This is a genomic window from Xanthomonas sp. SHU 308 (genome assembly GCF_000364645.1).
GTDB lineage: Bacteria > Pseudomonadota > Gammaproteobacteria > Xanthomonadales > Xanthomonadaceae > Xanthomonas_A > Xanthomonas_A sontii.
On record NZ_AQOK01000337.1, the window covers coordinates 29,217 to 56,147 of the forward strand.

The 26,931-nt window shown below is 62.9% G+C and carries 19 protein-coding genes and 2 tRNA genes; 5 read left to right on the forward strand and 16 right to left on the reverse strand.

From position 1 onward, the window contains the following. Positions 1–19 precede the first annotated feature (19 nt). The gene (locus D588_RS0111780) at positions 20–2,113 is read left to right on the forward strand and encodes a glycoside hydrolase family 97 protein (RefSeq protein ID WP_017916118.1); all 2,094 of its coding nucleotides are present in this window, start codon (positions 20–22) and stop codon (positions 2,111–2,113) included. A 485-nt stretch (positions 2,114–2,598) separates the two neighbouring features. Next, positions 2,599–5,361, forward strand: coding sequence for a TonB-dependent receptor (locus D588_RS0111785; protein WP_017916119.1), 2,763 nt, complete (start codon positions 2,599–2,601; stop codon positions 5,359–5,361). A gap of 994 nt (positions 5,362–6,355) precedes the next feature. Here the strand turns inward: D588_RS0111785 and D588_RS0111790 are convergent. The 10 genes from D588_RS0111790 to D588_RS0111835 all read right to left on the reverse strand — a co-directional run bounded on the left by D588_RS0111790 (position 6,356) and on the right by D588_RS0111835 (position 17,293). Further along, on the reverse strand, positions 6,356–7,966 hold the full coding sequence (locus tag D588_RS0111790) for an alpha-amylase family glycosyl hydrolase (RefSeq protein ID WP_017916120.1): 1,611 nt from the start codon (positions 7,964–7,966) through the stop codon (positions 6,356–6,358). A 398-nt stretch (positions 7,967–8,364) separates the two neighbouring features. Beyond that, the gene (locus D588_RS0111795) at positions 8,365–10,836 is read right to left on the reverse strand and encodes a VirB4 family type IV secretion/conjugal transfer ATPase (protein WP_017916121.1); all 2,472 of its coding nucleotides are present in this window, start codon (positions 10,834–10,836) and stop codon (positions 8,365–8,367) included. Positions 10,837–11,005: 169 nt separating this feature from the next. Continuing rightward, entirely contained in the window at positions 11,006–11,317 is a 312-nt protein-coding gene (locus tag D588_RS0111800; RefSeq protein ID WP_081613540.1) for a VirB3 family type IV secretion system protein, read from the reverse strand. Beyond that, on the reverse strand, positions 11,310–11,711 hold the full coding sequence (locus tag D588_RS0111805) for a TrbC/VirB2 family protein (protein ID WP_043084570.1): 402 nt from the start codon (positions 11,709–11,711) through the stop codon (positions 11,310–11,312). Before D588_RS0111805 ends, D588_RS0111800 begins: the two co-directional genes overlap by 8 nt. A gap of 72 nt (positions 11,712–11,783) precedes the next feature. Continuing rightward, positions 11,784–12,656 (reverse strand): lytic transglycosylase domain-containing protein, encoded by an 873-nt coding sequence (locus D588_RS24605; RefSeq protein ID WP_193314146.1) that lies wholly within the window; start codon positions 12,654–12,656, stop codon positions 11,784–11,786. Between the two features lie 146 nt (positions 12,657–12,802). After that, positions 12,803–13,846 (reverse strand): P-type DNA transfer ATPase VirB11, encoded by a 1,044-nt coding sequence (gene virB11 / locus D588_RS0111815; RefSeq protein ID WP_017907223.1) that lies wholly within the window; start codon positions 13,844–13,846, stop codon positions 12,803–12,805. Positions 13,847–13,865: 19 nt separating this feature from the next. Then, on the reverse strand, positions 13,866–15,044 hold the full coding sequence (locus D588_RS0111820; RefSeq protein ID WP_017916125.1) for a TrbI/VirB10 family protein: 1,179 nt from the start codon (positions 15,042–15,044) through the stop codon (positions 13,866–13,868). Beyond that, positions 15,041–15,802 (reverse strand): TrbG/VirB9 family P-type conjugative transfer protein, encoded by a 762-nt coding sequence (locus D588_RS0111825; RefSeq protein WP_043084564.1) that lies wholly within the window; start codon positions 15,800–15,802, stop codon positions 15,041–15,043. The genes D588_RS0111820 and D588_RS0111825 overlap by 4 nt, the downstream gene beginning before the upstream one ends. Further along, positions 15,799–16,809 carry a type IV secretion system protein gene (locus D588_RS0111830; RefSeq protein WP_017916127.1) on the reverse strand — a complete coding sequence of 337 codons (1,011 nt, stop codon included), beginning with the start codon at positions 16,807–16,809 and terminating at the stop codon, positions 15,799–15,801. Before D588_RS0111830 ends, D588_RS0111825 begins: the two co-directional genes overlap by 4 nt. A 61-nt stretch (positions 16,810–16,870) precedes the next feature. Next, positions 16,871–17,293, reverse strand: a complete 423-nt coding sequence (locus D588_RS0111835) for a hypothetical protein (protein ID WP_017916128.1) — start codon at positions 17,291–17,293, stop codon at positions 16,871–16,873. A 77-nt stretch (positions 17,294–17,370) separates the two neighbouring features. Here D588_RS0111835 and D588_RS27840 point away from each other — a divergent pair, with 77 nt between their 5' ends. Then, positions 17,371–17,508 carry a hypothetical protein gene (locus tag D588_RS27840; protein WP_157835126.1) on the forward strand — a complete coding sequence of 46 codons (138 nt, stop codon included), beginning with the start codon at positions 17,371–17,373 and terminating at the stop codon, positions 17,506–17,508. 185 nt (positions 17,509–17,693) lie between these two features. Here the strand turns inward: D588_RS27840 and D588_RS0111840 are convergent, their stop codons facing one another. The 4 genes from D588_RS0111840 to uvrB all read right to left on the reverse strand — a co-directional run bounded on the left by D588_RS0111840 (position 17,694) and on the right by uvrB (position 22,234). Further along, the gene (locus D588_RS0111840; RefSeq protein WP_026143628.1) at positions 17,694–19,367 is read right to left on the reverse strand and encodes a type IV secretory system conjugative DNA transfer family protein; all 1,674 of its coding nucleotides are present in this window, start codon (positions 19,365–19,367) and stop codon (positions 17,694–17,696) included. Positions 19,368–19,620: 253 nt separating this feature from the next. After that, entirely contained in the window at positions 19,621–19,878 is a 258-nt protein-coding gene (locus tag D588_RS0111845) for a hypothetical protein (protein ID WP_017907229.1), read from the reverse strand. A gap of 152 nt (positions 19,879–20,030) precedes the next feature. Next, positions 20,031–20,105: transfer RNA gene (locus D588_RS0111850), tRNA-Val, on the reverse strand. A 98-nt stretch (positions 20,106–20,203) separates the two neighbouring features. Further along, the gene (gene uvrB, locus D588_RS0111855; RefSeq protein ID WP_017916129.1) at positions 20,204–22,234 is read right to left on the reverse strand and encodes an excinuclease ABC subunit UvrB; all 2,031 of its coding nucleotides are present in this window, start codon (positions 22,232–22,234) and stop codon (positions 20,204–20,206) included. Positions 22,235–22,381: 147 nt separating this feature from the next. Between uvrB and D588_RS26640 the strand changes: the two genes are divergently transcribed. Both D588_RS26640 and D588_RS0111860 read left to right on the forward strand, forming a co-directional pair. Continuing rightward, a complete protein-coding gene (locus tag D588_RS26640) occupies positions 22,382–22,909 on the forward strand; it encodes a GspH/FimT family protein (RefSeq protein WP_081613541.1) in 528 nt (175 codons plus the stop codon). Between the two features lie 50 nt (positions 22,910–22,959). Next, positions 22,960–23,036 (forward strand) — tRNA-Asn (locus tag D588_RS0111860). A 40-nt stretch (positions 23,037–23,076) separates the two neighbouring features. On the opposite strand, the gene D588_RS0111865 is transcribed toward D588_RS0111860, so the two are convergent. Both D588_RS0111865 and D588_RS26645 read right to left on the reverse strand, forming a co-directional pair. Continuing rightward, on the reverse strand, positions 23,077–23,514 hold the full coding sequence (locus D588_RS0111865; RefSeq protein ID WP_026143629.1) for a type IV pilin protein: 438 nt from the start codon (positions 23,512–23,514) through the stop codon (positions 23,077–23,079). After that, a complete protein-coding gene (locus D588_RS26645; protein ID WP_232764284.1) occupies positions 23,501–26,923 on the reverse strand; it encodes a PilC/PilY family type IV pilus protein in 3,423 nt (1,140 codons plus the stop codon). The genes D588_RS0111865 and D588_RS26645 overlap by 14 nt, the downstream gene beginning before the upstream one ends. Positions 26,924–26,931: the final 8 nt, after the last annotated feature.

Sequence of the window (26,931 nt, forward strand, 5' to 3'; positions counted from 1 at the left end):
GGTCGCCCTGGGAGGGGAGATGCCGCTGTTTGAGGTCCTGTCGCGCCTGCGTCTGCCGTCGTTGCTGGCGAGCGTGTTGTGGTGCGTTGCGCCATGCCTGCACGCCGCGCCGCAGACGGTGGCCAGCGTGGACTCGCCGGGCAGGATCCTGCGCGTCTCCCTGCAACTGGACGAAGGCCGCCCCAGCTATCGCGTGCAGCGGCTGGGCGAGGCGGTGATCGGCGAATCGCGGCTGGGCTTCCAGTTGCGCGACGGCGCGCTGGATCGCGACCTGGAGGTGCTGGACCAGCACAGCCGGAGCGTCGACGAGACCTGGGAACAGCCGTGGGGCGAGCGCCGCTACGTGCGCAACCACTACAACGAACTGCGCGTGGACCTGGGCGAGCGTGGCGGCCGCCAGCGCCGCTTCGCGGTGGTGTTCCGGGTCTACGACGACGGGCTCGGCTTCCGCTATAGCTTTCCGCAGCAGGCCGGCATGCAGGAAGCGATCATCGACGAGGAACTCACCGAGTTCGACATCGTCCCCGACGCCACAGCTTGGTGGATTCCCGCCGGCGCACCCATCCACTACGAATACCTGTACCGACGCACGCCGCTGCGCGAGGTGCCACTGGCGCACACGCCGTTCACCCTGCGCAGCCAGGACGGCCTGCACCTGGCCATCCACGAGGCGGCCCTGGTCGACTACGCAGGGATGTGGCTGCGCCGCGGCGAAGGCCAGCGCCTGCATGCGCAACTGTCGCCTTCGGCGGAAGGCTGGAAGGTGCGCCGGTCCCTGCCCTTCGACACACCGTGGCGCACGCTGCAGATCAGCGACACGGCCGGCGGTCTGGTCGATTCCAACCTGATCCTCAACCTCAACGAACCCAACGCGCTGGGCGACGTGAGCTGGGTGCACCCGGCCAAGTACATCGGCGTGTGGTGGTCGATGCACCTGAACCAGGACACCTGGGCGCGCGGCCCCAGGCATGCCGCCACCACCGCCAACACCCGCCGCTACATCGACTTCGCCGCAGCGCACGGCTTTCGTGGCGTGCTGGTCGAAGGCTGGAACCCCGGCTGGGACGGCAACTGGGTCGGCAACGGCGACGACTTCGACTTCACCCGTGCCACCGCGGACTTCGACATCGATGCGCTCAGCGCCTACGCGGCGAAGAAGGGCGTGCACCTGATCGGTCACCACGAGACCGGCTGCGCGGTGGAACACTACGAAGACCAGCTCGATGCGGCGCTGGACCTGTACGCGCGGCTGGGCGTGGACACCTTCAAGACCGGTTACGTCTGCGACGACGGCCAGGTGGACCGGCGCAATCCTGCCGGCGGCCCGCTGTTGCGCGAATGGCACGACGGCCAGTTCATGGCCCGCCACCATCTCAAGGTGGTGGAGGAAGCCGCCAAGCGCCACCTGTCGGTCAACGCCCATGAGCCGATCAAGGACACCGGCCTGCGTCGCACCTACCCGAACTGGCTCTCGCGCGAAGGCGCGCGCGGCATGGAGTACAACGCCTGGGGCGAGCCGCCGAACCCGCCGGAGCACGAAGTGAACCTGGTGTTCACGCGGATGCTGGCCGGGCCGATGGACTACACCCCCGGCATCCTCAGCCTGACGGGCCGCGGCGGACGCGCGATTCCGAGTACGCTGGCGCGGCAACTCGCACTGTACGTGACCCTGTACAGCCCGATCCAGATGGCGGCCGACCTGCCCGAGCACTACCTGCAGCACCGCGACGCCTTCCGCTTCATCGAGGACTTGGCGGTGGACTGGGACGACAGCCGCGTGCTCGACGGCGAGATCGGCGATTACGTGACCATCGTGCGCAAGGATCGCCACAGCCGCGACTGGTTTCTCGGCAGCATCACCGACGAGCACGGCCGCGTGCTGCCGATCGCGCTGAGCTTCCTCGAACCCGGCGTACGCTATCGCGCCGAGATCTACCGCGACGGCGACGCCGCCGATTACCAGCACAATCCGTTCGACTTCGTGCGCGAGCAGCGCATGGTCACCAGCCGCGATCAGTTGCAGGTGAAGCTGGCACCCGGCGGCGGCCAGGCGATCCGTTTCGTCCCGCTGGACCCGGCACCGGCCTCCGCTGGCACGGCGGCGTCGCGCTGACGCACCACCATGCGGCACGCGGCACCGCCGGCAGCACTGCGGCGGAGGCATGCACTCGCCATGCCGGATCACGGCGTTCGCCTCTGCGGCGCCGCGCCATCGTGCGCGGCAGGTCAGCGGCGCGGCGCGTCCGCCAAACCATGTCGCGCCATCTGCAAGCTCGCCCGACGTCCGCATGCCGGCGTACTCCCTGGCATCACTCTCAGTGCAGCACCCGAATGTGCATGCAGCACGACGTCAGTTGCATGAAGCACGCGCATGCTCGCCGCGGCACCGGCGTAGCGGCGCGCGCACGACATTGCGATCCTGAAAGCGCTTCCAATGCGATGCAGGCCAGTGAATACGTATGCAGCGGACGTTCGCGACGAAGCCGCGTGTCTACCATACAGCGCAATCGCGACACCGCCCTGCGGCTGCGCGACACGCACATCCGGCCGCCTCGCCGGTTCAGACATTCGCAAGACAACATTGCCTGGGAGGGGAAAATGTTGAACCACAAGCGCAACGCGCTGACGCTGGCGCTGGCCGTCGCGATGACGCCGATGCTGGCTGCTGCACAGTCCGATACCACCGCCACCACATCCAACGATCCGGTCACCGAACTGGACAAGGTGCAGGTGACCGGCATCCGCCGCGGCATCGAGAACGCCATCGCGATCAAGCAGGATTCGACGTCCATCGTCGAAGCGATCTCGGCCGAAGACATCGGCAAGCTGCCGGACGTGAGCATCGCCGAATCGCTCGGGCGCCTGCCCGGCCTGGCCGCGCAGCGCGTCGCCGGCCGCGCCCAGGTGATCAGCGTGCGCGGCCTGTCGCCCGACTTCGCCACCACCCTGCTCAACGGCCGCGAAGTGGTCAGCACCGGCGACAACCGCAGCGTCGAGTTCGATCAGTACCCGTCGGAGCTGGTCAACGGCGTGACCGTGTACAAGACGCCCGATGCCGGCCTGGTCGGCCAGGGCCTGTCCGGCACCATCGACATGCAGACCGTGCGTCCGCTGAGCTTCCCGGACCGGGTGATCGCCGTCAGCGGCCGCCTGCAGAAGAGCTCGCTCGGCAAGGCCGCCAACGTCGACGCCTTCGGCAACCGCTTCAGCGCCAGCTACATCGACCAGTTCCTGGACAACACCCTGGGCTTCTCGATCGGCTATGCCCACAGCGACATGCCCATCCAGGAAAACCAGGTCGGCCTGTACGAGCCGTGGACGACCGAGAAAACCGACAAGGGCGAGCGCCGCGGCGTTCCGCAAGGCACCTTCTTCTCGGACGGCATCAAGGCATTGCGCCGTACCGGCAACAACAAGCGCGATGGCGTGATGGCGACCGTGCAATTCCGGCCATCCAACACCTGGACCAGCACCTTCGATGCGTTCCATACCGAAGCCGAACAGATCGATACCGCCAATCAGTTCGAGCTGAGTCTCAGCGGCAATGGCGAGGATCCGAACAACCCGGCATCTATCCTCCCGGTGTTCACCAATGTCAGCCGCAACGCCGATGGCACCTTCACCGGCGGCACCATCAACAACGCCTATCCGCTTGTCCGTGGCATGTACAACAAGCGCAAGGACAAAATCGACGCGTTCGGCTGGAACAACGAGTTCAACCTGGGGAGCGTCCGGCTAATGGCCGACCTGAACTACTCCAAGGCCACCCGCGACGAACTGAACCTCGAAAACAACCTGCAGCTGATCCCGCGACCGCAGTTCGATTCGATCGGTATCGCCGTCCATCCAAACGGCTTCTCGCAGATCACACCCGGCCGCGACTACTCCGACCCGAACAACCTGTTCCTGACCAACACCATCTACGGCTCCGGCTACGGCAAGGTGCCGGAGGTCGAAGACCGGCTGAAGGGCGGCCGCCTGGCGGCGACGCTGCCCGCGCCGCAGGCGCTGACCTGGTTCTCGGACATCGACGTGGGCGTGAACTACGCCGACCGCCGCAAGCAGAAGACCCAGGCCGAAGGCAACATCCTGCTCGGCGCGCAAGGCGACACCAGCATCGCCAGCGATCTGCAGTACGACCCGGTCAACCTCGGCTTCGCCGGCATCGGCACCATCCCGGCCTGGAACGTGCCGGCGGCGGTCTCGCGCTACATGACCTTCAACCCGGTCACCAATCTGGACTACCTGATTCCGAAGTCCTGGACGGTGCAGGAGAAGATCACCACGGCCTGGCTCCGCGCCAACATCAACACCGACATCGGCGAGGTCGGCGTGCGCGGCAACATCGGCGTGCAATTGCAGCACGCCGACCAGAGCTCGCAGTCCAGCTACTTCGACCAGTCCCGTCCGGCCGGCCAGAACGTGCTGCCGATCGACGCCGGCAAGACCTACAACGACTGGCTGCCGAGCCTCAACCTGGCCTTCCTGTTCCCGCACCAGCAGACCCTGCGCTTCGCCGCAGCCAAGCAGGTGGCGCGGCCGCGCGTGGACCAGATGCGCGCCGGCCTGGACTTCGGCGTGGACACCTCCACCGGCAAGCCCGGCGGCAGCGGCGGCAATCCCCTGCTCGACCCGTGGCGCGCCAACGCGCTGGACCTGTCGTACGAGAAGTACTTCGGCGAGAAGGCCTACGTGGCCGCCGCGGTGTTCTACAAGGACCTGAAGAGCTACATCTACACGCAATCGCGCGACGATTACGACTTCTCCGCCCTGCTCGCCAGCTACGTTCGGCCGCCCAACATGACCATGCCGGTGCAGACCACCGGCACCTTCTCCTCGCCGCAGAACGGCAAGGGCGGCACCCTGCGCGGACTCGAGCTGACCGCCTCGCTGCCGCTGGACATGTTCACCGACAGCCTGCGCGGCTTCGGCATCCAGGCCAGTGCCACGTTCAACGACAGCGACATCAAGATCGTCGATCCCGAAAGCGCCTCCAGCGTGGGCTCGGCGCCGATCGACCTGCCCGGGCTGTCCAAGCGCGTGTACAACTTCACCGCCTACTACGAGCGCAACGGCTTCGAGGCCCGCGTCAGCCAGCGGCGGCGCTCGGATTTCATCGGCGAGATCGGCAACTTCAACGGCAACCGCACGCTGCGCTACGTCGTCGGCGAGAACGTCACCGACGCGCAGGTCAGCTACACCTTCGCCGACGGCAGCACCCTCGCCGGGCTGAGCCTGCTGCTGCAGGCGAGCAACCTGACCAACTCGCCCTACCGCACCTACGCCGGCACCAAGGATCGCCCGCTGGAGTACGTCGAATGGGGACGCACCTACATGCTGGGCGTGAACTACAAGTTCTGAGTCCCGCGTAGAGGCTGCAGACGACGCCCGCCGGCGCACCCGGCGGGCGTTTTCGTTGGGGCGGTTGCCGCGGACGGTTGCGTCAAATGCCGCGGTGGCCGACGAGAAAACGATGAGATCAGGATCGAGCAGCGGTGGCGATCTGGTTTGCCGATCGGGATCAAGACGAGCGGCCTGGAGGGCGCACACCAGCCCCTTCGCCTGCGAGAAGATCTACAGCAAGCGATCGTGCGGGAACTGATGGAGATCTCGCCGCGTCCGCGAAGTTCCCGACAAAAAAGCCGCGAGTGCGCGGAATGGCCGCGTCGCCGAAAAAGATCTGCACTTCAGGAGTGCATGGCCCAAGCCCTCTGCGTGCCAGAAAGCGCCATGCCTGGACATTCATTGCTGAACTCCGAACTGGTCGGCCCGGCCGCGCCACGGACCATGCATCCGCGCCGAATCGATACTGCGGCAGCTGACCGAGGTGAGCAGCACCATCTTCAAAGATGGGTCTCAGCCAGGAGGCCGCAAGATCGAGACCAGGTGGCGTCGCTGGAAAAGCGGCGTTTCAGAACACAAGGGCTGGCGTGCAGACATGGTGACATTGCCGCGATGGACACCAGCGCAGCGATGACGGCGGATTCGTGGCCGCGTCGCCTAGCCGGCAGCAAGAGCGACAGCGACGCAGCAGTCTGTTGTGTGGGCCAGCAAGGCAAGTCTCCGAGCTGGCCTTGGTTCCAGGACGGCGTGATTGTCGGCGACGACGCGTGCCCTGATTACCGGGCACGCCAAACCGCGAAGACGGCGTGGCGTGGTCACCACAACATGCTTACTACGGACACTGAACTTCCAGAGCGATCCTTGTCGTCCAACAAGCGCCCACGTCGGTGGCATGCATGCGGCCTATCCGACGCAGTGCACGCCGGACTGTCTCTCACAAACACCGTCTCGGCAGTGCCGTAGCCACACAGCAGGATGCGACGCTGCCGTCGCAGGAATCACTTGGTCCCGCTCATGCGCCCTGCAGGCACACCATCGCATAGCCGGGCAAACGCAAGCGCTCTTCGACCGCACCCGCGACCACGCCCGGCACCTGCAGCGCCTGCCAGCTGCCCTCAGGCAGCGCCACGTCGGCGGCCTCGGCGGACAGATTGAACGCCAGCAGCAAGCGCTGCGCGGCGTGGCGACGCTGGAACATCAGCACGGGCTCGGCCGTCTCGTGGAAGACAATGTCGCCCTCACGCAAGGCCGGATGGCGCTTGCGCCAGGCCAGGAACTGGCGAATCGCATGCAGGACCGACTGCGGGTCGGCCTCCTGCGCCGCCACCGATTGCGCGCGATGCGCTGCCGCGATCGGCAGCCAAGGCGTCCCCGTGCTGAACCCAGCTTGCTCGCTGGCATCCCACGGCAGCGGCGTCCGGCACCCATCGCGGCCCTTGAAGTTCGGCCAGAATGCGATGCCGTAGGGATCCTGCAGCGCCTCGAACGGCACCTCTGCCTCGCCCAGGCCCAGCTCTTCGCCCTGGTAGACGCAGACCGAGCCGCGCAGCGAACACAGCATCGCGATCAGCAGCCGCGCGAAGGCCGGCGTCTCGGCACCCTGCCCCCAACGCGTCACCGCGCGTTGCACGTCATGATTGGAAATCGCCCAGCACGGCCAGCCTTCGGTCATCGCCGCTTCCAGGCGCGAGACCGTCTCGCGGATGTAGGCCGCGCTGAAATCGTCGGTCAGCAATTCGAAGCTGTAGCCCATGTGCAGGTGCCCGGCGCGGGTGTATTCGGCCGTGGTCGCCAGCGAATCCTCCGACGAGATCTCGCCCAGGCTTACCGTCCCCGGATAGCGGTCGAGCAGGCTGCGCAGCTTCTGCAGGAACGGCAGGTTCTCCGCCTGCGTGTTGTTGTAGTAGTGGTACTGGAAGGCGTACGGATTATCCGGGCTGAAACCGCGGCCGACGCGCTTTTCCGGCGGTTTGGGCGGGTTGTCGCGCAGTTGCGGATCGTGGAAGCAGAAATTGATCGCGTCCAGGCGAAAGCCGTCGACACCGCGCGCCAGCCAGAACTCCACGTTGTCCAGCGTCGCCTGCTGCACCTGCGGATTGTGGAAGTTCAGATCCGGCTGCGAGGCAAGGAAATTGTGCAGATAGTACTGCCCGCGGCGCGGTTCCCACTGCCACGCCACGCCACCGAAGATCGACAGCCAGTTGTTGGGCGGCGCCCCGTCCTCACGCGCATCGGCCCACACGTACCAATCCGCCTTAGGATTGTCGCGGCTCTGCCGGCTTTCCTTGAACCAGTCGTGCTCCACCGAGGTGTGACTGAGCACCTGGTCGATCATCACCTTCAGGCCCAGCGCATGCGCCTTGGCCAGCAGGGCATCGAAGTCGGCCATGGTACCGAACAGCGGATCGACCTCACGATAGTCGGCGATGTCGTAGCCGAAATCGGCCATCGGCGACTTGAAGAACGGCGAGATCCAGATCGCATCCACGCCCAACGCCGCGATGTAGTCCAGCTTGCGCACGATGCCCGGCAAATCGCCGATACCGTCGCCGTTGGCGTCGAGAAAACTACGCGGATAGATCTGATAGATGACGGCACCGCGCCACCATGGAGCCTGAGACATGCAACGCCCCCCTTCGGGCAGAAATCGCGCGTGCGACGGGCACGCGAAACGCTGCGCTAGAGTAGCGTTGATGCAGGAATTTCAGCGGTACTTGCATACGTATTCAGGAGTCTCACCCCTAAGGCTTCGAGTACCAGGTATAGCGACCAGATAGTTTTGACATGCCTGATCGCCTAGCCAGACCAACTTCTTCGAGGGCAATCGACAGACCTAAGCCTGCATGTCTTTTTCAGTGTTCCGTTGGCGACATATTTGCCGGCTTTGTTCCCTTCCAACTACCGGACTTCAATGCGAGCGGACAGACTCGTTGATACTGTCCGAGCGAATCGTAGTCCTGGTTTTTCCTGCTCTCCTCGATTCTTGTAGAAAAGCCGTCATGCGTGATTTGGGCAAAGCGGTCAGCTGACCGCCGCGGCCCCCCGATTATCCGAAGACACCGACCTCGCCGGACCCGATTTTCCGGAGCCCTTGCGACGTGCGTAGAACTCGTTCAACCACTGTTCTGGCGTCAGATCGTCCGGCGCGACGCCGTGTTCCTTGGCCTTGCGCTCCAGCACCTGGTGCATGATTTCGATATTGTCGGTCGACGCCGAGATGACCGACAGCGCATCGTCCATGCCGCGCAGATTGAGCTGGCACACCGACGATCCATGGCCCTGCTTGACCAGGAAGCAGCGCGAGCGCTCGTCCAGGCTGACCACGACCTGGTACTCGGCCTCGGTGAGCTTGAGGCCGTCCATGTAGTCTTCCTTGCTGGCATTGGGATTGGGCAGCAGGATCATCGTCGCGGTCTGTTCGACCAGCGCCGCGGAAATGTCGCTAGCGAGCGCATCCTCCGGGCTCTGGGTGGCGAAGATACCCAGGCCGTTCTGCTTACGGATGGTCTTCTGCTTGTTCTTGGCGAATTCCTTCAGGCCGCCCTTGCCATCGAGGATCTTCCAGAACTCGTCCATCACGTAGATGAGCGGCCGGCCATCGATCAGGGCTTCCAGCCGATGCAGCAGATAGTTGATGACCGGAACCCGCACTTCCGGATTGTCGATGACGTCGGTGTAGTCGAAGCCGATGATGCTGGCCTTCTCGAGGTCGATCGTATCGACCGGATTGTCGAACACCCAGCCATGCGAGTTGCCGGCGGTCCACTTGCGCATGCGCGCGTACAGGCCGTCGTCGCCCATGTTGGGCAGGCTCTTGCGGAAGTTGGTCATGCTGCGCAGATGCATGGGCGTGTCGAGCATGCCCTCCACGCCGCGGAAGATGTCCTCCTCCTCGCGCGAGGTGTACTCGATCTTGCCGGCGAGGACCTTGATCAGGTCGGCCAGGAACTGCACGTTCGCCTCGGTGCGCTCGCACTGGAACGGGTTGAAGCCGGTGGGCTTGCCGTTCTCCAGCGCCAGGTAATTGCCGCCGCAGGCGCGCACGAAGATCTCGGCGCCGCGATCCTTGTCGAAGAAGAAGATGGTCGGGATCGGATCGAACTTCTGCACCTGGCTGAGCAGGAAGTTGATCAACGCGGTCTTACCGGTACCCGACTTGCCGATCACCATGGTGTTGGCGATCGCCTTCTCGCCGAGCGAGTTCTCCGCAGGATGCGTGGCGTGGAAATTGAAGTAGTACGGTTGGCCGTTGGTGGTCTGCAAGGTGGTGACGCACTCGCCCCACGGATTGTTCTCGCGCTTGCCCTGAGCGAAATTGTGCAGCGGCGACAGACCGAGGAAGTTCAGCGAGCTGACACTGGCGATACGCGTACGGTAGCGCCAGTTCCCTGGCAACTGGGCGTAGAAAGAGGACGCAACCGCAAGATCCTCCTTGGTCGAGACAAAGCCGGCATTGGACAGTTCCGCGCGGGTGGTCGCCACCTGCTGCGAGAGCTTCTCCTGCGTATCGGCGTAGACCGCAATGGTGAAGTGGTACTCGCCCAGGACGAAGTTGCCCGACGACAGCTGATCCATCGCCAAGTCGAGTTCGTGGATCTGGCTGACCGCCTTGTCGCCCGAGGACACCATCATGCCCTTGGTGCGATCGAGCACCTTCAGCGCGTCGTGCCGGCCCATCGGGCTGAAGGAGTGGGTCACCACATACTCGAAGTCGAGATACTTCAGGCCATTGAGGATGCCGGGATAGGTTCCGTCGGTGTATTCCTTGATGTTCAGAATGGCACCGAAATGATTGACACCCTCCGGGGTCTTGATCACGAAGTCGCCGGTCTTGTTGGCAAACATGTGCTTGCTGACCGGCAGATAGGCGGGCACCGGCGCCTGCAGCACCGGTACCGGCTCGTCGATGCGATTGATCAGATAACCGAAGAACTCCAGCGTCTCGGAGAACACCACGCCATTGGTGGCCTCGTACATGCTAAGCCGGTACGGCGAATAATCCTTCAGCACGGCTTCGACGTTGCCTGCAAGTTCAAGGACCTTGGCGATCGCCTGGTCCTGTTCTGACTGCAACTGGGAAATGTTCGACGACTTATCCATGAGACGCTTACCGGTCACTACCGGGCGATACATCATGGTCATGTACAGCTCGTTCTGCATGATCTTCTGCGAGGACAATGTCCCGTAGTACTGATCAGACAAGGCCTGGTTGAACGCCTGCTTGAACTTGCTGCCGTTCTTGATGCGACGGCGGCGGCGCACATCGTGCACCCAGAACGCCACATTGGCGAAATCCGGAGCGCGCAGCGTCTGCAGCATGCGGTTGAACGTGTTGTGCCGGTGTTCGATCTCCCACTCTTCGCGGCCCACGAATGGAAGCCCGCCCAGGTGCCAGACCAGCATGAAATCTCCTCCCGTCGTCTTCAGAACGGACGGCGCCACATGCGTGGAGATGGAGATGAATTCGCTGATCGAAGTATCCGGGATGAACATAATAGAACTCAGAATCCGTTTCGTCTTGCCAAGGCCCGGCGCAGATGCACCGGGAACCGCCGACCCCGCTCACACCAGCACTGCCGGCGAGTCGACACGAAAAACCGAACAACCCCATGCACGACACAGGCGTCGTGCATGGGGTCGAGACCCGGCGCCCGGTTCCAAGCTAGCGCTTGGCGCCCGGCACCTCTTTCCTGTACTCATTCGGCGAGAACACCCACATGCCGGAATAGCGCTGCAGGTTGCGCACGCGCATCCGCATCATCCAGCGCAACCCGAGCATGCGGAAGATCATCTCGTCCCGCTTGGTCATCTGCTGCATGATGAAGACGATGACCGGAATGAGCGCCAGCAGCCACATATTGAAATAGATACCCATCAGGAAGCCGCCGCCCGCGCCGATGAAGAACGGGATGTACGGCACCCCGAAAAACATCGCAGGCCGGGTGCAGCCCCGGAAAAGTACGTTCTTATGCATACTGCACGGCGTGCTGAACGAGCGTGATGGCCGCGGTGCAGGCCGTCTGGCCAGTGTCGCCGATGAGCATTTTGGCCAACTGGCCGGCAGCACCGATCAACACGCCACCCAGCAGAACCGGAGCCACTTCGGAGACCCGCTTGTGCGCGAAGGCGATCTGGTAACCGGCAAAGACGACGGCGATCGTCACCACCACGATCGAAGCCATGTTCAGAATGTTGTTGGTCTTGCCGAGGAAGCCGCAGACCTTCTGGTCGGCGCCGGCATAGTCGACACCGGCGCCCGCCGCCATCGCGACGCCAGAGGCGAACACGGCTGCGGTGAACATCGCCGCCTTCAACGCCGCCATACCGATGACCTTGGCGTTCGAATTCACTTTAGCTTTCTTGAACATCATGGGTTTCTCCTTGATTTGGAAACAGGGGGTGGTCAAAAGCCATTTGCATGGCCGTGCTACTGCATCTGGCTAGAATACGAAGGCCCCGTCGCCAGACGTCGGCGGCGGCGTACTTGTGCCAGGAACGGCCGTTCCCGCCACTGCCTGAGGCGCGTGTGCGGCAACGTGCGGAACTGTGGGCGCTCCGCCACCTGCAGGAACCGCCACTCCTTTGCCGGCGCCTGTCGGTCGTATTACATAAAGATCGGAATCTGCGGCAGCCGCCTGTGCCGACACGGCCGCTACAGCACCTGCCGTTGGCTGCGCTGGCGCCGCAACGGCAGCTTGGGCACGCAGTGATGGTTGACCTTGCGTGGCGAGACCGCTGGCAAGCTGACCGGCCGCCGCGTCGATCCGCCTCGACACGATCGAATCCACTTCGCGCACCGCCGCGGCTTTCACCGAGTCTGTGACCACGCGGCGCACGCCTCCCGCCGGGATCACCGGGATCGCACCAGCGGTGGACGCGGCAAGCGCCCTGCTCTGATTGATCGACGCGTAGACCTTCTGCACGTAACCGTGGCGGTACCCGGTCTCGAAGTTGCCGGAATAGTAGCAACTGAACGACTTGCCCCAGTTGCCGCCGGAGCGGCTATAGCACTCGGCCAGGATCTTCGACGCGGCCTGCAGATTCGGACAGGTCTTGAACGCCTTCTCGTAGGTATCCAGGCCGTACTTGATCAGGTTGTAGCGATTGACCTGCCCCAGGCCCAGGGAGAAGTTGTAACCCTTCTCTTCCAGCATCCGCGCGGTGGCGACGGCTTCGGACAGGTTCTGCGGCTGGCGCACCAGGCGGCCGCCGACCACGCCGATCGCGAACGGATTGTGCGACGACTCGACGCGCACAACGTGCTGCATGACTTCAGCCGGAACCGCCATTTCGGGACAGCTGAGTAGTTCCATGCCTGGCAACATGCCGTGGTTACTCCCTATGCATCGGCGTCGTGGCAAATCGCCAAGAACGCCGCAGATGTCGCAAATCAATCGTGTTGGAAGAAAAATTCAAAGTCAATCGGCGCTGTTTCGCCCTTTCACCTTAATGAACATATTCATCCCCCACCCGACTGCATGCGTTCCGGATCGAAATCGATACCGGTGATATAGCGCCGGCCCGCGTGCGATTTGATGTGGACAACGATGTCGATGGTCATCATCAACAACCGCTTGATGACTGCGAACTCCAGGCCCGACCCTTCGGCCGACGCCTTGACCATGAGCGCCAACTGATCCCAGGTCTGCCCGATGCTGCCAGCATGGCAGCTGGTGATGGAACCGGGATGACCGGAGGCGCAGTTGCGGATGAAGTAGAACGACTCGTCGCCGCGCAGCTCCGCAAGGATGATGCGGTCCGGCTTCATGCGCAGGCATGCTTCCATGCAGCTCTTCGCGGTGACGTTGCTCGTGCTTTGTCCACCTTTCGAGTAGAGCAAATGCACGGAATTGGGCTGGCTGATGAAGAGCTCGCGCGCGTCCTCGATGGTCACCAGCCGCTCTTCGTGCGGGATGTGATTGACCAGCGACTTCATGAAGGTGGTCTTGCCGCTGCCGGTCGCGCCGGCGACGACGACGTTCTTCTTGAACAGCACCGCCTTCTTGAAGAATTCGGCGTAATCGCGCTGCCTCCGTAGTTCGAGCAGCTCGCGATCCTGCTCGCTGAGCCCCGACTGCACCTCCAGGATCTCCTGGAAGAAGCCGTCTTCCTTGTACTGCTCCAGGGTCTTGGTGTGCTTTGACGGCAGGCGGATGGTGATCGACACCTTGCCGGCATCGCAGGCCGGCGGGATCACGAACTGCGCGCGCTGCCCGGTGGGAAAGGTCAACGACACCACCGGATCGGCATCGGTGATGCGCTGGCCGGTATTGCTCTCGTTGACCACCGCTGTGCAGAACTGCCGCGCGCGGTCGAAGGTCAGCGAAGGGATATCCATTCGCTGCCAGCCACGCAGGGTCTCCAGGTACAGCTCGCCGGGACGGTTGATGCAGATTTCCGTCACGTCCGGCGAGTTGAGGTAATCCAGGATGCCCAGCACCGAGTACTGGTAATCCAGGAAATCCGTGGAGATCTGCGCGGTCGGAGAGTCGTCGAACGTCACGTCGCTGTCTCGATCTCGGTCAACGCGGCAACACGGCCGTGAAGTCGACGTCCTTGGCCACGTAGACGTTCACGATGGTGCCCTGGTTGATGGTCACGGTGGCCGGACGCCGGCGATCCAGTGCCTGGTCGGCCAGACGCTGGATGGACTGCGCCGTATTGCTCTCGAACGGCTGCTCGGTGACCACGCCGGAGTTGAGGCCGGTCGTCGTGGTCTTCGGGCCATGCTCGGCCGCCGCCCACTTGAAGGCATCGCTGAGCAAGCTGATCATCAGCGCGGACGAGATGCGGCTCGCCCAATGTGCATTGTATTGGCCCGGATGACCGGCACTGCCGAGGTTGTCGACGCCAGGACCAACCAGGGTCACGTCGATGCCGGTAGGCGTGGTGATGCGATCCCAGACCACCTGCATGCGCGGACCGGTCGGCTCTGCGGCGCCGTACTGACCGAGAATCTTCGATCCCTTCGGCAGCAGCAGGCGCCTGCCATTGATGGAGTACACCGGCTCGGTGATGATGCAGGAGGTGAAGCCCGGGAAATCTGTGATGATCCGGGTCTCCAGCACACAACGGATATAGGTGCCGCGCACCAGCAAACCGTCCGGATTGGCGATCGGCTTTGCGGACGTCACCTGGTCCTGCTGCTGCAAGCCTCCCAGCTCCTGACCCTGCGGCATGCCGATACCCTGCCCGCCCATGCCTGCTTCCTGCTGCATGCCGGCCATGCGCCGCTCCAGGAGTGACGGCCCGCGGTCCTGCCGAGACGAGGACTGCACCATGGGGTCTTTTTCAGTGGGCATCGGCGGCAGCGGCGGAAGGCTCGGTTGCTCGGCCAGTTGCACCGGCTCGGCCGGCTGCACCGGTAGCGGCGCCGCGGTCTGCGGCAACGCAGGTGCCACCACCGCTTCCTGGCGCGGCTTCGGTGCCGGCTCAGGCGCGCTGCTACCACTCACCAGCCAGAAGATCGCCAGGACCAACAGCGCGGCGATGCCGCCCAGGAACACCAGCGCCTTGCGATTGAGCTTCTTCAGATCGCTGGAGCGGAGCACCGGCTCGTTGGCGTCCAGATTCGGGTCAGCAGTCTGCTGCTGGCGAGCGAAATAGGGATTCTCGCGCGGCGCATCGTCCGCATGCGGGGAGCGCGGCTGACCGTGGTCGTTGCCGTAGTTTTCGTCAGACGGGGGTAGATTCGAGTTCACTTTTGCTTGTTCCTACGCAAGCCGACAACATTCTTGCCGTGGCGGATGACCAGGAAGGGATAGGTCCCGTGGACAATCAGGGTATTGCCCTCGACTGTGGTGTTGACCAGGAAATCCTCATCGCTTTCCTTCTCGCGCCCGAACACGGCCGGGAAATTGCCCGTCGGGAAACGCGTCAGATCCATTTTGATGTAGGTGAACTTGCCATCGTCGTAGACGCTGCTCGGCACGATCCACATTTGCTTGGAACGCGTGGAATAGTCGTAGTCGAAGTAGTAATGGCGGTCCTTAGTCAGCCGCGTGTCGAGTTGCGACTCATCCTTCACCTCGTCGCTGGCGGCGGCAAAGCTGGTGTCCTTCGGATAGGTGAAGGTCACTTTGTACTGCACGCCGGCCTGCTTGGCCTGCTCCAGCCGCTGCCAGTCCGTGGCCACCACCTTCAGTTCCAGAATGTAGGAATGGGTGGCGGTGCGGATCATCATGTTGGTGTCGACGTCGACGTTCTTCGGCTTCAGATAGAAGACGTTCTCGCGACGGCTGAGTTCCCAGCCACTGGTGAAACCGGTGCTGTAATCGAGGATCTTCTCGTTCGGGCTCAGTTCGATCTGGGTGGTGATGCCCAGGCCGGTACGCACCTGGTAGATCTTGTCAGGCTCGTACTCGTACTGCTGAACCACCTGGGCCGACGCGATCGGCGCAAACAGGCCCAGAGCCAGCAACGCAATATGCGCCGCACCGGTTTTCGTCAGGAAACTCATCGAACGTTCGCTCCATTACCATTGTGCTGAGGTGCAACGTTGGGCACGGGAGGCGCAGTAGCGGGCTGCGCTCCCGGATAGACTGGCGCGCTGGCCGGGTTGGCCATCGGCGCCTGCTGCGGAACCGGCATCGTGCCGCCAGCGCCCGGCGCCACCGGCTGGCCCGGCATCTGCTGCCCCGGCACTTGCCCCGTCGTTCCATCCATCTGAGCGGACGCCGGCTGCTGGACCGCGCCCGTGGCAGGCGTCTGCACGGCGGGCGACGGCGGAACCGGCATGGCCGAGTAATCGTTGTCGACCCGGTAGTCGGTCACTTGGAAACCCAGCGGATTCTGCACTCGCAGATCCTCGTCCATGGCCAGATTATTGTTGTAACGGAAGCCAAGAATGGCGAATTTATTGTCGAGAAACGTGGATTGGCCGGTCTTCTTGTCGTAGATGCTGCGCTGGAAGCGCACATTGGCGCCGGTATATGGCTTGCCGCCGCCACCGAGCAGCGTAATGCTCAGAATCTTGACCCGAATGGAGCGCACCTTGCCGTAGATGTAGTAAGGCGCGGACTGATTGCTGGGCGCATGCAGATTGAAGTACTCAGCCCCCACCGCGGTATCGCGGGGCGCCATCGAGAACACCGTATTCCAGTCGTTGAGCCCCATCATCTCCGAGTCGTAGGACTCGCGCGCGGTAATGAAGCGTGCCACATTGCTCCTGGCCAACGCCTCGCTGGTGGTGACGCTCTGCACATCGCCAATGTTGCGCAGCACAGACACGGTAGAATTGCCGGTATACGCATCGGCCATCACCAGATACGGCACCTTCTCCTTCAACGGCAGCATGTAGTAGTACCCGCCGCCGAGGAGCAGGCACATGATGATGGCGCCGAACGCGACCCACCACGCACGGCGCTCGCTGCGGCGAGCCAGATCAGCAATGCTGATTTCGTAGTTGACCGCCTTCGCTACCGCTTTGTTGACGTTTTCGCTTTCGACCGGCTTTTTACCGAACATCAGACTTCACCAGGTTTCGTAATGTGGCTGTCGGCGCGCAGCGTGCAGGCCGACGGTGACGTCACTTCGCGCTGCCGCTGGCTGCCGGCGCGCCGCTCAGCGACGACGACGGCTGCACCAGGATGCGATTGCCCGCCGCGGTCACGCTCAGCCCTTCCTGCGCATAGACCACGCTCAGCTCGGCGACCGCCTGCTGGATGCTGGTGGTGTTGATCTTGGCGACCGGGGCATACAGCGTGTAATCGGACTGGATGCCGTAGGACAGTTGCATGTTCGAATCCTTGGCCCAGCGCTCGAGCATCGTCTTGAGCGTGCCGTCCATCGGGATCGCCTGATACACGTACGACGAGTACAGCGGGATCTCCATGGTCGACTCGGAGAAACGGTTGACCGGCTTCCACTTGCCGCGGAAGTCGGGTGCCGGCCTGGTTGCACAGGCGCTCAACAGCGCGACGGCACTCAACGTAGCGATCAGCCGAAACATATGCGTTCTTTTCACGCGAGCCTCTGAATTGCGGAAACGTATAGAGAGCGGGCGGCGCGCAGGCGGCCCACTGCTGGATGGCGAAGTTCGACGCGACGGCACGACACGCGCGTCGCGGCAAGGAAGGCGCCGGAAACGGCGCGGGCACGGATCTGCGGCAGACAACCGGACGGATCCGAGGCCGCGCGATCAGCGCCGAAGAAAACGGAATTTGACAGCAAACCTTCCATGTCACCCCTTACGTGCGCCGTTCGGCCCACGCCCCTGTTCCTGTTTCTGTTACCAACGCACCGCCATACTCGCGAGAATGTGCCGCAGGGGCATGCTCACGTCAAGCATTTGGCAAAAAAACGTTCAAATGATAAATGCGCCCAAAAAATAGGTGTTTTTCGTCACACTTTCATATCGAGAGTGTCGGAATATCGACTTTGGGACGCAGCCGCGCGGTGAAGTAGCGATCCTTGTAGTACTTGATCTTGTCGCACTTCACCGGATGCGGAATGCCCTCGTACAAGAACACCTCTTGATCGTTGCCCATCGCCTTCAACTCTTGCGGCAGCATCAGCGCCCGCTTCTCCTCCGACACGCTTCGGGTCACATCCTTGCCGCGGGTGACGTTCTTCTTGCGGAAGGTGGTGTAGCCAAGCATCTCGGAGTAGTCGTTGGCATCCTGCTGCTCGCGCGGAGCGTAGAGAATCTGCAGTGCATGATTCGTGATGATGGTCCGCGAGATGTCCTTGCCATAGGTGGCATCGAGCTGCGCCATGCTCTGGATGATCGGCAGAAGGCGGACATTGTAGCCAGCCATATATGACACTGCCGAGGCGATGATGTCGACCTTGCCGATCGCGGTGAACTCGTCCATCAGCAGCAGGCACTGATACTTCAGCGCCGGATTGCTCTTGGGCAGTTCCTTGGTGTTGAGGTTGATGATCTGGCTGAAGAACAGGTTGATGATAAGGCGGCTCTCGGCCAGCTTGTTGGGCTGGATGCCGATGTAGATGGTCATCTTCTTCTTGCGCAGGTCGGTCAGCAGGAAGTCGTTGTCGCTGGTGGCCGCATCCAGCACCGGATTGATCCAGGCGTTGAGCGGCTCCTTCAGCGTGCCCATGATCGAGGCGAAGGTCTCGTCCGCCTGCGACAGCAGGTTGGAGAACGCCGACTTGGCATTGCCGCTGAGGAAGCGCCGCTCCGACAGCGACTTCAGGTACTTCTTCAGGTCGGTGCCGTCGCCGGACGACAGGCGGTAGATCGCGCCCAGCGTCGGCGTGCCGAGACCGCCGGGGAAGCCGATGTTGCGCTCGTCGTCCCAGTTCTCAAACAGGTACAGCGAGAACGCCATGAACGCATTGCGCGCCTGGCTGACCCAGAACTTCTGGTCGTCGGAGCCATCCGGATACAACATGGCGGCGATGCTCATCAGGTCCGAGACGCGGAACGCCGGATCGTCGGAGACATAGCTGAGCGGATTCCAGCGATGGGTGCGACGATCCTCGGCGAACGGATTGAACAGGAACACCTCCTGGCCCTGGCTGGCGCGCCAGCCGCTGGTCAGATCGAAGTTCTCCTGCTTGATGTCCAGGACGACCACCGATTCCTGGTACTCCAGCAGGTTCGGAATGACCACGCCGACGCCCTTGCCCGACCGGGTCGGGGCCGCCAGGATCACGAACTGCTGGCCACTGAGGCGCACCAGCTTGCCGCGGAACTTGCCGACCACGATGCCGTCGCCGCTGGTCTTGAACAGCCCATGCTTGGACAGGTCGGCCGCGCCGGCGAAGCGCGCGTCGCCATGCAGGCTGCGCTTGGGCGGCCTGAACATCAGCACCAGGATCAGCAGGGCCACCAGGCCGGGCAAGCCGAAGCCGAGGTAGCCGGCCCATTTGATCTTGCCGACGTACGGAGCCACCTCCGGCAAGCCAATGGCATGAACGTACTGGTAGTAGGTGCCTAGCCCGAACATCCGTGTGTCCAGCTTCAGCAGCAGCAGGACCAGATAGCCGGACAGGAAATAGCCGCAGACGGCCGTGAGCACGACGACGAGCGCCGCCGCAACGAGTTTACGATTCGACAAGCCCTATCCTCCCTGATCCATCCTGGCCGACATTCTAGAGCGAGTTCCGTGCTTTGAGAGGAGTTGCGTCGGTGTGCGCGCGGCAGGAGGACCTGCAAGCACGGCATCGACCGGAAACGGCGCTTGGCCAGGGAGGTCGGCCCATCACAAGCGCCAGGCCCCAGATGGCGCCTGCGCAAGGCCCGGAACTCCGGCATGTCCTGCGGAGCGATCGCTACCGGCGGGTTTGCGCCCGCCCAGACGTGCAGGCGCGCTAGCGACGCTGCCGCGTGCTCGGCTTGTTCCGCGAGGGCTTCTTTTCCGCGCTGACCGCGTCCCGATCGCGCTCGACCAGAGTGTCCAGGAAGACACGCGCCTCGTCCCACGACATGTCGTGCGGATCCACCCGCGCACCGCCGTCGGTGGTGACCGTATAGCCCACCACGTTGGCCGGGCTGTAGTCCGGCTCCCGGGTCAACGCCACGAGCTGGTAGCGTCCTTTGACTTGCACCGTATGATGGTATTCCACCATGCGCCTGGCCTCCTCGCCTGATCGTCCGCTCGGATGCTAAAGCAAGCCCGGCCGCGCGGCCAGCATCCGAGCGCACCCGGTGGCGTGAGCGCAGACACAAAAAAGCCGGCGTCTGCCGGCTTTGTCGTTTCCACGTTCGCTTTTTCGCGTCGTGGTGGGCGGTACAGGGTTCGAACCTGTGACCCCTACCATGTCAAGGTAGTGCTCTACCGCTGAGCTAACCGCCCTTCTCTGCCGCGGCGCACCGCTGCAGGGGCGCGAATCTTAGCCCACCTGGCGGACAAGAACAATACCCACCTTCCGATCGGGCACCGCTGCGGCCCGCCTAGCCGACCAGACTGGCATCGCGCAGCTTCTTGATCTGGTCGCGCACCCGCGCCGCATCCTCGAACTCCAAGTCCCGCGCGTGCTGGTACATCTCCTGCTCCAGCGCCTTGAGCCGCGCGGCGATCTCCGCCGGCGCCAGCGCCCGGTAGTCGGCCGGCTCTTCCGCGACCCGGCGCGCCTTGCCCTTGCCTTTGCCCTTGCCCGACTTGGCCTCGGTCGCGTCCTCGCGCGCGCCCTCCAGGATGTCCACGATCGGGCGCGCCACCGACTTCGGGACGATCCCGTGTTCCAGGTTGTACTCCACCTGCTTCTCGCGGCGGCGCCCGGTTTCGTCGATCGCGGCCTGCATCGAACGCGTCATCTTGTCCGCGTAGAGGATCGCCTTGCCGCGCAGGTTGCGCGCGGCACGACCGATGGTCTGGATCAGCGAGCCGGTGGAGCGCAGGAAGCCTTCCTTGTCGGCGTCGAGGATCGCGACCAGCGAGACCTCCGGCATATCAAGACCCTCGCGCAGCAGGTTGATGCCGACCAGCACGTCGAACTTGCCCAGACGCAGGTCGCGAATGATCTCCACGCGCTCGACCGTGTCGATGTCCGAGTGCAGGTAGCGCACCTTCACCCCGTGCTCGCCGAGGTACTCGGTGAGGTTCTCGGCCATGCGCTTGGTCAGCGTGGTGACCAGGACGCGGTCGCCATCGGCCACGCGCAGGTTGATCTCCGACAGCAGATCGTCGACCTGGGTCGCCACCGGCCGGATCTCCACTTCCGGATCGATCAGCCCGGTCGGGCGCACCACCAGTTCGGTGATCTCGCCGGCCGACTCGCGCAACTCGTAGGGCCCCGGCGTGGCCGAGACGTAGATACTGCGCGGCGAGCGCGCCTCCCATTCCTCGAAGCGCAGCGGCCGGTTATCCAGCGCCGACGGCAGTCGGAAACCGAATTCCACCAGGGTTTCCTTGCGCGAGCGGTCGCCTTTGTACATCGCGCCGATCTGCGGCACGGTGACGTGCGACTCGTCCACCACCAGCAAGGCGTCCGGCGGCAGGTAGTCGAACAGGGTCGGCGGCGGTTCGCCCGGCGCCTTGCCGGTCAGATGCCGCGAGTAGTTCTCGATGCCGTTGCAGAAGCCGACCTCGGCCATCATTTCCAGGTCGAACTGGGTACGCTGCGCCAGCCGCTGCGCCTCCACCAGCTTGTTCTGCGCGTACAGCTGTTCGAGCCGATCCTTCAGCTCCAGCTTGATCGTGTCCACCGCGCTGAGCGTGCGCTCGCGGGTGGTGGCGTAGTGGGTCTTGGGGTAGATCGTGTAGCGCTGCAGCTTGCGCAGCGTCTCGCCGGTCAGCGGATCGAACAGGGTCAGCTGCTCCACGTCGCCGTCGAACAGTTCGATGCGCAAGGCCTCGCTGTCGGATTCGGCCGGGAACACATCGATGACCTCGCCGCGTACGCGGAAACTGCCGCGGTGCAATTCGTACTCGTTGCGGGTGTACTGCAGGTCGGTCAGGTGGCGGATCAACTGGCGCTGCTCCACGTGCTCGCCGATCGACAGGATCAGCCGCAGCGACAGGTAGTCCTCCGGCGCGCCCAAGCCGTAGATCGCCGAGACCGTCGCCACCACCAGCGCATCGCGCCGCGACAGCAGGGTCTTGGTCGCGGCCAGGCGCATCTGCTCGATGTGCTCGTTGATCGAACTGTCCTTCTCGATGAAAGTGTCCGAGGACGGCACGTAGGCCTCGGGCTGGTAGTAGTCGTAGTAGCTGACGAAGTACTCGACCGCGTTGTTGGGAAAGAACGCCTTGAATTCGCCGTACAACTGCGCCGCCAGCGTCTTGTTCGGCGCCATCACCAGGGTCGGCTTCTGGATCGCCTGGACCACGTTGGCGATGGTGTAGGTCTTGCCCGACCCGGTCACGCCGAGCAGGGTCTGCTTGGCCAGGCCGGCCTCGAAGCCGGCCACCAGCTTCTCGATCGCCTGCGGCTGGTCGCCGGCCGGCGAATACGGCGATACGAGTTGGAAACGGTCGGACATGCATCTTCACCTGCAGATGACCGACGAGTATAGCCAGCAGAGGATGACAGGGATGTCTGGATTATTCCTACAGCCCTATCAGCTTCCAGGCGATGCCTTTGCGCACCCCCTCCGCCGCAAGCTTGGGGCGCGAACTAAGGAGCGGACATGGCCACAAGGACTCAAGGCTTTACCCTGCTGGAAGCGATCGTCAGCCTAGCACTCGTGTTGGTCGTGCTGAGCCTCGGGCTCCCACCTTTTGGGCGCTTGCTTGACCGGCATCGGGAACTGGCCACGACCAACGAGTTACTGGCGCACCTTGCCTTGGCGCGCAGCTGGGCTATCGCCCGCGGACAACCGGTGGCTCTGTGCCCCTCGAAGACTCAAGGACGCTGCGCCCCCGATATCGACTGGAGCGGCAACTGGATGATCTACACGGATCCGGATGGCGACAGGCAGCCCAATCGACCCGATGACATCCTGGCCGAAGCCGCAGCCCCCAGCCATCCCAGACTGCGCATTGTTTCGTCTTCCGGGCGCTCGCAGATGCGCTACCTCCCCGATGGGCGCGCTGCAGGGAGCAATCTCACCTTCAGCATCTGTCGCCGGCACGCGATCATGACCGAAGTGATCGTCAGCGCGACCGGGAGGGCGCGCTCGGTCCGCCATGCAGGCGGGCATCGATGCCGGCCTTAGCGAAAAAGGCGCTTGCCAGCCGTCCAAGATCTGCTTACAATGCGCGCCTCGCCCGAATAGCTCAGCCGGTTAGAGCACTTGACTGTTAATCAGGGGGTCGTTGGTTCGAGTCCAACTTCGGGCGCCACCTAAAAAAAAACCGCCGTTACCCGGCGGTTTTTTTTGCCTCACCAGCACTTCGCCGGGGTCGAGGACAGAGAGCCACTGGCCGAACGCAGGCCGCTCTGATTGATCGCCAATGTCGCGCAGTCAGCATCCCGCGCTTGCGCCTTTCCCGAGATCGGCACCGCGGTGATACTGAAACTTGTTGCATTGCTGGCAGCCAGGCTCACAGTGTAGAAGTTGCTGACGTCGGCGCTGCACGCCGGCAGCGCAGGAGCAGTGCCGGCCGCGCTCACGTAGCTCATGTTGGTGGTATGGAAGCGCTCCATGTATTGCGCCGCCTCCTGCAAACAACCAGCAGCGGCCGAACGCCGCGCCTTGATCATCGCCCAGTTGTAGCTGACCATGGCGATACTGGCCAGTATGGCGATGATCGCCACCGTGATCATCAGTTCGATCAGACTGAAACCGCGCTGTGCTGCGAATCGACTACGACTGGGCATGCCTTGGCTCCAATGGATGCGGGAAACGTTTCGGGTCGAGCGCTGTCATTCCTGGAGTAATTCCTTCCACTGCACACGCCCCACCTTGCGAATTTCGCGGATCCGTTTGCAGACCGCGCTGCCATCGTTGATATTCAGGCAAGCCAGACCGCCGCTGCCGCCTGCCCCCCCCGGTGAAGTAATTGCTCGCGCTGCCCAAGCCACCGAGGGCCACCGACGCGACAGGAATCGACACGCCACCGACCGTCAGCGTTTCGTCGGCATAAGACCCGTCCCGATCCAAATCGAAGAACGACTGATTGAGACTGGAGCCAGTGAACGCATCGATGGCATTGTCCTGACCCTTGCCACCCGGCAGGCACGGGTCATCGTCGGGGATGTTGCTGGTGAAGGTCAGCACGCCGGAAATGACGTTCACACCGGTGTAGACGCGCTCGCCATTGGCCGTCGCAGGCGCGGGATCGGGCACCGGCGGATCGATCAGGTCCAGATACCAGCCCTTCTTGCCCGTTGCCAACGCGCTGTTGGCCTCCATGACACGCACCATCTGATTGTTGACCACGCCGCTCGCCACGAACTTGCGCCGCTGCAGGTCGGCCTTGGCGACACTGGTCGTGGAGTCCTTGATCCCGTAGACCGACTGCACGGTCGTGTTGGTCACATCGTCGGTGGTGAGAAAACGACCGGTACCGAAGAAGATCCACAACTGGAAGCTGGCAGGGTCACGCGCGATCGCCGGTGCCGAAGTGATGGGCTGAGGCGTGCCTGTGGAGTTGGTCGCAGTGAACAGGCGCAGGCGATTGCTCGCGGCGTTCCAGCTGGAAGAGGTCGTCGCGGAGAGGTCGAAGCGCCAGAGATTTCCTTGCATGTCGCCGGCGTAGACATAGTCGATGGTCCCGTTGCCGTCCACGTCGCGCACAGCGGGCGCAAACAGTCCATTCGGAGACGAGGAAGAGCCCACCCCTGTGTCGATTTCCGAAAGCAACGCACCATCGCTGAGCCGGTACACAAACAACACAGCGCGCTCGTTGGTGCTGTTAGGGCCGTTGGCCACGATGACCGCGAGATCGCCGTTGTTGAGCTTGGCGATGACCGGTGCGCCCAGATTCAGACCCATATTATTGTCGGCCGTGGTCGACACCTGATTGTCGCCGGACTTTTCCCACAGCACATTGTTGTTGGAGAAACTGTCGGGGCTGGTCACATCCAACGCATAGATGCCCTTGCCGCCACGACCGAGTGTGCCGACCAGGATTGTCTGATTGTTCAATTGATCCCTGCGGGAAATGCTGATCGGGCCATCCACGAAGAAGCGATGGTCGTAGTCCGGTGCGCTGAGGGTGGCCAAGTCGGTGAAGTTCAGACTGGCTGGCACATACGCGAAGCGCTCCACGCCGGTATCGGCGTTGAACGCATGCATCATGCCGTCGTTGGAACCGATGAAGATGGTGCCGCTGACCGTATCGTAGGCCGGCGAGGAATTGACGATGTCGCCGATCAAGGTGCTACGGGTGCGCAAATACCCGTTGGGACGATTTTGCTCCAGATCCTGGGTGCCGGTGATGTAGGCCGCGTTGTTGGCTCCGCTGACAGCGGCGGCGGTTGGGGTCGCCGCACGCGCCAATGCCGTTTGCTGCGCGGAGGTGGGGAAGCTCGCGCCCGCCGTGCCGCTCCACGTGCGGATAGTGCGCCCCGAACCGGGAATGCTAGCTACCCAGGACGGATTGGTCGAGTCCACGCCGGTACTTGTTACCGGAATCGCCTTGAGCGCCCCAGTCCACTTACCGGAGACGAAACTGGCCTGATAGACATTCGTACTGCTGGTGAGACTGCTGGAATTCGCAGCGAGGTTGCCGGCTGTACCGGTACGCTCGACGATCGACCCAAGTGCGGACTTCAGCCCCTGCGTGAATTCGTCGGGATTGCTCGCCACGATGAAACTGCCGCGCCCATTCACGGCCGCGTGCCAAAGATCGTCGATATTGGCGATGCTGTCGTTGGAAGGCGTCGGCCAGCTCTTCGCGCCCGAGGTGAGGGCCGGAAGATCATTTTCCGGATCCAGAATGCCCTTCGCACCGATGGAAATCGCGAAGGTCGTCATGTGCTGCCAGAACGCAGGATCCGCGGAATTGGTAGGCACCGAATTGGCCATGTCGGGCCTGAGATCCGACTTCCAGTAGCGCATCGCCACGTCGGCCAAGGTATCCGCGTCAGGACTTGCATAGGGCCGTGCAGGAGTATACGTGTACGTATTACCGGTCGGCCCGGAAATGGCAGAACCGGCGACGTTATCCTGCTCGTTGACAGGCGTGTAGCCACCCTTGGAATTCCAGTAGCCATCGGTGGTCAGAATCGTGAAGTTCTGCCGGCAAACGAGCTGCGCGGCGCCGGCTTGCGGACCATAGGGACCCGAAGCATCGCTGCTACTGAAATACGCGCCGGCATTGCTGAGCGCCCTGTGCAGCGGCGTACCATTGTTGCCATAGGCAGCATACAGCCGGTCGTACCAGACCTTACGATTGTTGTTATCCCCATTCAGTCCATTTGGGTTGTCGAACAGGCCGTCGTTCCTGGTCACCGGGATGGGGTTTGCATCGTTCATCGGGAGTGAATCCGCCGTTCTTTGCCAGATCGTGCGGAAACCAACCCGGACATTGGTCCCCAGATCTGCAAACGCATGTCCAGCACTTCCCTTGGCCACCTTGATGCGCGTGCGACTGTAGGAGTACCAGGTCGCAAAGTTGGTACGCTCGTCCGCCTCGCTTCTGCCAGTGGGCGTCGCGCGCGTACAGTTCTTCCATTGCCAGCCGCGACTGCTGTTGGTGCAACCACGGCCACTCAACCCCTGTTGGTTCGCAACGTTGTACAGCAATTCGCTGCGAATGATGACGCCGTCCCGCATGATCTGGTAGCGATGGTAATTTGCGGCATCAGACAAATAGGATTCCGATTTTTCGCTCAGATCCTTTGGAACATAGAACGTGATCGTATAATCGTAAAGATTAATCGGCGACGTCAAATTGTGAGCGTCGCTATAGACACTACCATAATCAGTACCACCGGCCATCGACGCGCCACTGGCGTCAACCCAAGGCTGGTAGTTCGTCGCAGGGTTATAGTAGATCGAATTTCTCGTATACACGTAAGAGCTGATGTTATTGCCGTTGTCACCATCTCTGGCCTGCGGCAACGTATCCGGCATGTAATTGTTTTCCATTGAGCCGGAGTCATCCAGGATGAACAACACATTGGGCGCGATGCGCCCCCCCGACTGCAGCGGGTAGCTGGGTACCACGATACCGGCGCTTGCCGGTAGCGCCAGCATGGTGCAGGCAAAGGCCGCAGCGAATGCGTTGAGACGGGGCCAAAGGCCGCGTCGCTGCACACGATGGTCGTGAAACTGGCTCATGGCGGTGA